Genomic DNA, 5,941 nt, shown 5'->3' on the forward strand with positions numbered 1-5,941 from the left:
CGCGATGAAGGCGCAGGACAAGCACCGCCTGCCAACGCTGCGGCTGATCCAGGCCGCCATCCATGACCGCGACATCGCCAACCGCGGCGCCGGCAAGCCGCCGGCGAGCGAGGAAGAAATCCTGCAGATCCTTTCCAAGATGGTGAAGCAGCGCGAGGAGTCGGCCAAGGCTTTCGAGGACGGGAAGCGCCCGGAACTGGTGGCACAGGAGCGCGGCGAGATGGAGATCATCCGCGAGTTCCTGCCGACGCAGCTCGACGACGCGGCCATCGCGGCGGCGGCGCGCGAGGCGATCGCAGCCACGGGCGCAGCCAGCCAGAAGGACATGGGCAAGGTGATCGGCGCGTTGAAGCAGAAATATGCCGGCCAGATGGATTTCGCCAAGGCCAGCGCTGTCGTCAAGGGACTGCTGCAGTAAGGCGAGCCCCCGAAAATCTGGGCCGACCGAGCGGACATTCCTATTTATCCAGGAACCACCAGGCTTTGAGCGAGCCCCGGGTCTTGTCGAATTCCAGCAGGGTGTCATCCGACCAGCGAAGCAAGATGTCGCAAGATCGGCCGGCGCAGAACTCGTCGTTGCGAAATGCGATCGGCTCCTCAAAGCGCCGGTTCCATACCGAAGTCATTCGCTTGCTGCCCGATACAAAATCGAAGTGTTTGAAGTCTTCGTCCTGGAGCGTGTAGGCAACAAACTTCTCCCCCGCCAGGGATTGAGCGGACGCAACGCGCTTCGACTTTTCGTCGGGCACCTGGGAGAGATTCAGCACCGATCGAAAATCAGTGTTGGAAATGGGCTTGTAAGGGCAAATTGAGGTCTTCGGCTGATCCAGAAACCCGGCGATGCATTCGCCATAGGCATAATCGAAGAAGGGTACCCAGGCGGCGTAATGGGCCCTGAAACCGGCCGGTGCGGCGATGATGCGATGGGGGCGCCCGGCATTGGTCAAGTAGATGTCGGCGATCGCCCCGCGCATTTTGGCGTCCGGTTCGCCGACCGGATCGTCGGGGAAGATGAGCACCGCCGGCACCTTCGCTTTTGCCATCACCGATTTGTAGGCTGTCAGGTTGATGTCGAAAAATGGATTTGGCTTGCCGTCATAAATCTTGTGCCCGAAGACGGCCGGCGCGCTGACCAGCAGCATGTCGATCGGCAGGTCGGGCGTCTGCGCCGCGACGAGAGACACCCATCCACCCCACGAGAAGCCCGCCAGCACAATGCGCTTGTATCCGAGCGCCTTGATTTCCTTGAGGCGCCGCTGGACGGATGAAACACCGCCCGGAAGCTGGTAGCCGTCGGCTTCCCAGGTGTCGTCGATGTTCGCGTTCGGGATGCGCGTGGCGATGAGGTCCCAACCGTCATCGGTCAACCTTTTCAGATAATAGGGGACAATGCGCTGGTCGTTCTCGTGCACGCCGTAGCCGCCGACAAAGTAGATCACGCCCTTGGCCGAGGCGGGTCCTTTATTGGGTTTGATGAGCGAGGGCGCATATTCGGTGAGTTCGAGCGCGGGCGCCGACGGCCAAGGCGCAGAAACGGCCTTGCTGAGACCAACTCGAAGTTTGTCGACAACGCATGCGCGGGTGTCGTCGCCCGGAGTTGCGGTGGCTTTGGCCTTGCCAACGCCTGCCGCATCGCATTCCTTCGCGAACCCGGCGACCATGGCGCTCCTCACCATTCGCATGTCGCCGACATTGCGGGCGAACATCGTCGATGGCAGATCGTCGCTCTTGGGCGCCAGGAAAGTCAGTTTGCACGAGCGCAGGGTTGTGCTCCGCTTCGACGCGCTGAGTTGCATCGTCAACGGGCCGGACAATTCGAGCCTGCCGGTAGCGGAGACCTCTCCCTTGTAGGAATAGAACCAGGGTCGTTCGAGATTTGATCGTTTGCCGACGCCTTCGATCTCGATGTTCGAACCCGATATCGTCCCCTTGTAGGAGACATCGGTGACGACGTTGCCCGTCGGATTGACGAAATGCTTTGTGCCGCTGACGCGGCCGTCCTTGACCGCCAGATCGACTTCCCAGCTGAACGGACGCCGACCTTCGGCGTCTTTCGCTGCCTTGTTTTCTCCGCAGGCCTCTTCAGCCACCCAGGTTCCCGCGGCCAACCCGCCGTGCGCGTTCGACAGCGTGGCTTCGGCCATCGCATCGGCGCCACAGAGCGCAAGGATCAGCAAAGACAACAACGAACGAGTGATCATTCGAAATCCCCCCTGAACCAGGGCCGGCGTCCCTGTCCCTCTAGTTGGAGCCGGAGTCTACGTTCTGATCGGTGGACGGACCGGGAGGAGATGTGTCGGCGGGAGCGGTCTGGGTCGGCGGAGCGGGAGGCGGCGAGGAACCCGGTTGCATCAGCAATTGAAACAGGTTTAGCGCGTCGGTGTTGTTCTGGGTGAACTTGGCCATGTTGTCGGTTGCGATCGTCAGCGCGGATTGGGCGTTGACGATGGATTGCCGCATGTAGGATTCTTGCTGCGGCGTTACCCCATAGGTCCGGTTGTCGCTTTCGGGCATCTGCAGCGCGGTCGTGTAGGTTCTGATCACCTGCTGAGCGTCGTTCGCAACCGACGCGGCCCACAAATAATCCCGCAGCGCGCTGCCTTCGGCAGTGAGGCTCCACCCCTGGTTTCCGATCGTGCCGATATTGTTCCCGTACCATGCTTGCACGGCCATAGGCGCGGTCGGCAGGATACCATCGTAGTTGATCACCGCCGTGGTGGTCGCAAATTGAAATGGACTTTGCAGGGTCATCGGCAACGGCACCGAGAATCCGGATGACGTGGCATCTTCCCGGTAGACGTTGTTTTGCAGCGACCATTGAATCACCGAATTCGGGATCGGGTTGCTAAACTTGGTGGACTGCGTCAGATTCCTGACGTTCGCATCGGAACCCGCCTGCGACGTATCGCCGGCCATGGACTGCTGTCCGGTTAGTTTCCGGTCACTGAGCTGAATATCCCTTGAGGAAACGCCCGGATGATCGTCGTTCGGGTCGTCTGCCGTGGATTGTTTGGAATACGCATCCGGGTCGACTTCGACGCCCGCCGCCGGGCCACCCGCCCTGGCCGCCGAATGACAAACGGCCGCCGTAACGATTGCGAGGGTGATTGCCGAAATCGATCGCATGACAAACCCAACTCTCACGGTTTCGGGCTGCCCTTGACGGACAAGTTAACCATGAGGGTCGATTGCCGGTCAATGGCGATCGCGATCTCTGCCAAGGCCAGAGCAGCCGCGGATTGGCGGGAATTCAAGTCTTGCCGGACTTCTAACGGCCGAAAGCCGGAGCCCTACGGTCCCTTGCAGATGGGCACAGGCTGCGGCGGCGGCGCCGGGTGATCCTGCTTATACTGCGCGATGATCGGCTCCAACGTTTTCTTCGGCCAGAATTTCGGAGAGCCGATCTCCTTCAGGCAGGATGCGTTCCAGTACAGCCCAGCACCCGACAGTGATTGGCCTGCGGTTTTCGCGCGCGCGACAGCCGCAATGTCGCGCGACTCCGGATAGATGTAGAGCGTCGTCGGATTGTCCTTCACCATCGGGATGATCTGCGTTGCGTCCGTCGACGACCAGCTGGTGCAGCCATTGCTGCGGCCACCGGCATAGTTCACCAGGTTGCCATAGGGCACGTAACCGTCCTTGTCGGCGTAGGAGCTTTTCGGGTTCTTGCGCATGCACATTCCCCGCAGCAGTTCGGCCGGGTGCCCGCCAATGAGGCGCTGCCTAGCGTTCGCCGTCTCGCCCTCGCCGTCGAACTGCACGAAGGTGCGCATGAAAACCGCGTCCTGCTTTGCGCCGATGCGGTAGTAGCCCTTGAAGGTCGTCTTCGCCTCGGCGGTCATATAGGCGCCGCCGGCGGTCAGCTCGGAATCCATGGCGTTGCCAAAATTCTTCACGCAGCGCCGGCCGTTGGAAAAATCGGCAACACCCTTCAGGTTGCGGCCGCCGCCATGGCCCGAAGAAATGGCGCGGAAGACCTGCTTGGCTTCGCAAATGATGTAATAGCGCTGGCCCAGCACACCATTGCCCAGATCGCCCGGACGCGTGGCATCCATGGCGAAATAGCAGGGGTTCCTGACCGCGCCTTCGCTGACTTTCTGCTGGTAGAGCGCGCGCGCCCGCTCCAGCACGATTTGCGAGATTTGGCCTTCGCCTTCACCAACATGGGGCTGCAGCCAGGCAGGCACCCCCGACGGCAGCGCCGCGAAAGACCGGGCCGACACCGTGAGCGCGGCGGCGACGATCAGCAGGCCGAAGATGGCGAGGATACCCAGCGGAATAGATCTCAACCGCACCAGCTCAAATCTCCCGTCATAGCGTTCGCAGTCTCTTGCAGTGAATCACCTCAGTGTCCAATCATAAAAGGCCGTGTGCCAATCGGCGAAACACTTCTAGTTTAGCGTCCAGAACATCCGCGATTTCGGGTCCGCTCGCGTTGGGTTATCATCTGATTCCGGCGCGCCCAAGCCTCCTCCCTCCGTCGGGAAAGCATCGTTCATGCAGGGCAATTCGATCAACGAACCGACTGTTCGAGCACCAGGCATAAGGAGGGGTTGCAAAGACTGCTCGCACCAGGAGGTTTCTCGATGCGGCTTTCCGCACCCGTCTATCATCTGAAGCGCCGGGCCCGGCTTTTGTCGCGTGAAGCAGGCATCCCGCTCCACGAGGCGCTCGATCGTGTTGCCGCCCGGGAGGGTTTCGCCGGTTGGAGCCTGCTTGCGGCCAGCGTGGCCGAACCGCAGCCCGCCGCCAGCCTGCTCGCGCAACTCGCGCCTGGCGATCTCGTCCTGGTCGGGGCGAGGCCCGGCCAGGGCAAGACGCTGATGAGCCTCGAGCTTGCGGTCCAAGCGATGAAGTCGGGCCGGCGCAGCGCGTTCTTCACGCTGGAATATACGCACGCGGACATCCTTGGCCGGTTTCGGGCCATCGGCGTCGAGCCGGGGCCTTTCGATGGTCTCTTCGAGTTCGACAATTCCGACGCCATCTGCGCAGACTACATCATCGGCAAGTTGCAAACCGCGCCCAGCGGGACGCTGGCTGTCATCGACTACCTGCAACTGCTCGACCAGAGGCGAGAGAATCCGGACCTGATGGTCCAGGTTCAGATGCTGCGGTCATTCGCGCGCAGCCGGGGACTGGTCCTGATCTTCATTTCGCAGATCGACCGGTCGTACGACCCGTCGAAGAAGCCGTTTCCCGACCTTGACGACGTGCGGCTGCCGAACCCGCTCGACCTGTCGCTCTTCGACAAGATGTGCTTCTTGAACGGAGGCGGAATCCGCCTCCAGGCAGCACTGGCCTGAGGCAAATAGCCGTCGCTACCGGGAAAACTGCATGATCGAAATCGTCAGACCCGCGCTGGAACACCTGCCGTCCTACAAGGCGGCGCTCGAACGCGGCTGGTCGCCGGACAATGTCCGCCTGCTGGAAGCGACGCGCGAGCAGCTCGCGGCGATTGAGGAAGATCCGGTCGCGTTTCTCGCCAGCCTGGACGACCGTGAGGCGAAAGGGCCGCCGATCACCTTGCCGGACGGCACCAGGGTGGCGCGCCTGCCCGGCTTCCGGCGCTGGATATGGGACGGCGAGGCCGCCGGCTCGATCGGCTTTCGCTGGCAACCCGGCACCTCGGCGCTGCCGTCGCACGTGCTCGGCCATATCGGCTATGCGGTGGTGCCGTGGAAGCGCGGCCGGGGCTACGCCACCCAGGCATTACGGCTGATGCTCGCCGAGGCGAGGGCGGTCGGGCTCGGCTATGTCGAGATCACCGCGAAGCCGGACAACCCCGCTTCGCAAAGGGTCATCCTGGCCAATGGCGGCAGGCTGGTCGGCCGCTTCTTCGAGGATGCCGCCTATGGCGGCGTCGAAAGCCTAAAATTCAGGATCGACCTCTAGGCTGAATCGACATTCACCGCATCCATAGCATTGCGCAAGCGATCTGGAC

At 62.0% G+C, this 5,941-nt stretch carries 6 protein-coding genes; 3 read left to right on the forward strand and 3 right to left on the reverse strand.

Annotation, left to right across the window (positions count from 1 at the left end):
• A partial coding sequence (locus Q0L57_RS03885; protein WP_296738362.1) for a GatB/YqeY domain-containing protein occupies positions 1–418 on the forward strand: 418 nt, incomplete at its 5' end.
• A gap of 40 nt (positions 419–458) precedes the next feature.
• Here Q0L57_RS03885 and Q0L57_RS03890 read toward each other — a convergent pair.
• The 3 genes from Q0L57_RS03890 to Q0L57_RS03900 form a co-directional block, all read right to left on the reverse strand.
• A complete protein-coding gene (locus Q0L57_RS03890) occupies positions 459–2,201 on the reverse strand; it encodes an alpha/beta fold hydrolase (RefSeq protein WP_296738365.1) in 1,743 nt (580 codons plus the stop codon).
• 40 nt (positions 2,202–2,241) lie between these two features.
• Positions 2,242–3,126, reverse strand: a complete 885-nt coding sequence (locus Q0L57_RS03895; protein WP_296738368.1) for a hypothetical protein — start codon at positions 3,124–3,126, stop codon at positions 2,242–2,244.
• A gap of 164 nt (positions 3,127–3,290) precedes the next feature.
• The gene (locus tag Q0L57_RS03900; protein WP_296738371.1) at positions 3,291–4,295 is read right to left on the reverse strand and encodes a hypothetical protein; all 1,005 of its coding nucleotides are present in this window, start codon (positions 4,293–4,295) and stop codon (positions 3,291–3,293) included.
• Between the two features lie 291 nt (positions 4,296–4,586).
• On the opposite strand from Q0L57_RS03900, the gene Q0L57_RS03905 reads away from it, so the two are divergent.
• Positions 4,587–5,303, forward strand: coding sequence for a DNA helicase (locus Q0L57_RS03905; RefSeq protein ID WP_296738374.1), 717 nt, complete (start codon positions 4,587–4,589; stop codon positions 5,301–5,303).
• Between the two features lie 31 nt (positions 5,304–5,334).
• Positions 5,335–5,892 (forward strand): GNAT family N-acetyltransferase, encoded by a 558-nt coding sequence (locus tag Q0L57_RS03910; RefSeq protein ID WP_296738377.1) that lies wholly within the window; start codon positions 5,335–5,337, stop codon positions 5,890–5,892.
• The last annotated feature ends 49 nt before the right edge of the window (positions 5,893–5,941 follow it).

Source organism: Mesorhizobium sp., from assembly GCF_024509055.1.
Taxonomy (GTDB): Bacteria; Pseudomonadota; Alphaproteobacteria; order Rhizobiales; family Rhizobiaceae; genus Mesorhizobium.